The sequence below is a fragment of the Limnofasciculus baicalensis BBK-W-15 genome (assembly GCF_024178385.1).
In the GTDB taxonomy this organism is placed as follows: domain Bacteria; phylum Cyanobacteriota; class Cyanobacteriia; order Cyanobacteriales; family Coleofasciculaceae; genus Limnofasciculus; species Limnofasciculus baicalensis.
Genome location: NZ_JAMZMM010000604.1, coordinates 1 through 2,361 on the forward strand (window position 1 = coordinate 1; position 2,361 = coordinate 2,361).

The 2,361-nt window shown below is 41.4% G+C and carries 2 protein-coding genes; one reads left to right on the forward strand and one right to left on the reverse strand.

Annotation, left to right across the window (positions count from 1 at the left end):
* Positions 1 to 39 precede the first annotated feature (39 nt).
* The gene (locus NJ959_RS28635) at positions 40 to 1,011 is read left to right on the forward strand and encodes an SPFH domain-containing protein (protein WP_254015162.1); all 972 of its coding nucleotides are present in this window, start codon (positions 40 to 42) and stop codon (positions 1,009 to 1,011) included.
* Positions 1,012 to 1,162: 151 nt separating this feature from the next.
* On the opposite strand, the gene NJ959_RS28640 is transcribed toward NJ959_RS28635, so the two are convergent.
* On the reverse strand, positions 1,163 to 2,239 hold the full coding sequence (locus tag NJ959_RS28640) for a hypothetical protein (RefSeq protein ID WP_254015161.1): 1,077 nt from the start codon (positions 2,237 to 2,239) through the stop codon (positions 1,163 to 1,165).
* Positions 2,240 to 2,361 lie beyond the last annotated feature (122 nt).

The following is a 2,361-nucleotide window of genomic DNA, read 5'->3' on the forward strand; positions in this document are numbered from 1 at the left end:
CTCCCCACTCCCCACTCCCTCAAAAAAAGGAGGTTTAAAATGGACGGATTATTCGGTTGGTTGATTGTATTGGCTCTTGGCGGCTCCGGTATCGCCAGCACAGTTAAGATTATTAATCAAGGGAACGAAGCCTTGGTAGAAAGATTAGGTAAATATAGTGGTAAAAAACTGCAACCTGGTCTTAACATTATTATTCCCGTCTTAGATCGAGTAGTATATCAAGAAACTATTCGGGAAAAAGTATTAGACATTCCACCTCAGCAATGTATTACTCGCGATAACGTTGCCATCAGCGCAGATGCAGTGATCTATTGGCGGATTGTGGACATGGAGAAAGCCTACTATAAAGTAGAAAATCTCCGATTAGCTATGCAGAACTTAGTCCTTACCCAAATTAGAGCAGAAATGGGTAACTTAGAACTAGATCAAACCTTTACAGCCCGCTCGGAAATTAATGAAACATTGCTGCGAGAATTAGACGAAGCTACCGATCCTTGGGGTATCAAAGTTACCCGAGTAGAATTGCGAGATATTGTTCCTTCCAAAGCAGTACAAGAATCCATGGAATTGCAAATGTCAGCGGAACGTCACAAACGAGCCGCAATTTTAACTTCTGAAGGAGAAAGAGAAGCAGCAATTAATAGTGCCAGAGGTAAAGCAGAAGCCCAAGTTTTAGATGCAGAAGCACGACAAAAAGCAGCAATTCTAGAAGCGGAAGGCCAACAAAAAACGATTATTCTTAAAGCTCAAGCGGAACGTCAACAACAAGTTCTCAAAGCCCAGGCGACTGCTGAAGCATTGCAAATTGTGACAAAGAGTCTGCAAAACGATCCTACTGCTCGCGAAGCCCTCCAGTTTTTACTTGCTCAACATTATTTAGATATGGGTAAAGTTATTGGCAGCAGTGGTAGCAGCAAGGTAATGTTTATGGACCCTCGTAGTATCCCCGCGACTATGGAGGGAATACGCTCAGTTATTGGAGATGGAAATAACAATAATTCTGAGCGGTAAAGAGGTAGGGAGTAGGGAGTGGGGAGTAGGGAGTGGGGAAGAATTTGAGCCAATGCGACTCTTTTTCAGAATATACAATTTCAATGCGTAGCAGCGTATGAAATACACTTCAAAAACCCGGTTTCTTGAAGAAACCGGGTTTTTCTTTAACTCACGCAGCAGTAAATAACTTCTCCATTCCTTCTGTGTAAGGTTGTACCAACTTCATTTGTTCCGGCTTGACGCGAAGTTTAATTTCTGCAACCAGCAATGGTAGTAATTGTTCTACAAGTGCCCAAGTTACATTAATACTGGGAAAAACCATCTTACAAAGGGGTAATAATTCTTGTTCAACTGAAGATGTATTTCCTTCTAAAACGCACAGCCATAGATAACCCTGAAACATTTCCACATCTCGAATACTAGACGCTCTTACTACTGGTGCATCTAATTCTCCACGGAGACTGCGATGATTAGGGTTCAATCGCACAGCTTGACGATGAACAGATTTGGCAATATCCATTGATGCAGGTAATAATTGCTGGACAATTCCCAATGTCGGTGAATTGATTTCGTGTTTAGCTGCTGCTAGACAAACTCGTTGCCAAGGTATGCAAACTTGCTCTTCCACAAACTTGAAGTAAGGACCAATTAATATTTTCTCCGAAACAGTCAGTCGATTAATTAATAGCCTGCTGCTTAGGTGAAACTGAGTAGACATAAAACCAATAGCACGAGAGTCTTTTGATGATACATATTGTTGTCTGAGTTGTTGATAAATTCCTTCTATTGCTTTGACTAACTGTTTTAACGTTGATAATTCTAGTCCCGGCATAGTGCGCAACCCTTGGACATAAACTGAGAAATCAACAGTCGCCGCCTTGGATATTTCTGCAAGAAATGTGGGTGGAGGAGATTGCTGCTTGTAAACCTCCAGAACCGTATCATAAATCTGTCCAACTAATTGAGCAATACACTGACTTTCCCACAAATTCACAATATTGGGAATATAAGAAAACAACGCACTCGTTTGGATACCCGCACACTTACAGTTGATTTCTACTAAACGATTGAGCTTGGCAATTGTCTTCTCTCTCCCCTGTAGAGATGCCGTTTCAATCAACTCACTTGACATAATCTTGCTATTTTCGAGGGAGAGACTTGATAAGTCAGGTGTGTAGCGCTTGGACCACAGCGTTACTAGACGTTCAACTGGGGCTTTGTTAATGATGTCCGTCGCAAACAGCATGATTTTTTTCGGTTAATGGATTCAGGATATTGCCTAGAGCCAAAATTCAAGATTTGAGCGTAGATAAAAAAGGAGAGAATTGTCAAGTCAACGTCTCTCATCATCCCGGCTTTTTTCAATAT

Coding starts and splice junctions, on each gene's coding strand:
- NJ959_RS28635 (WP_254015162.1), top strand. CDS start 40: ATGGACGGATTATTCGGTTGGTTGATTGTATTGGCTCTTGGCGGCTCC.
- NJ959_RS28640 (WP_254015161.1), bottom strand. CDS start 2,239: ATGCTGTTTGCGACGGACATCATTAACAAAGCCCCAGTTGAACGTCTA.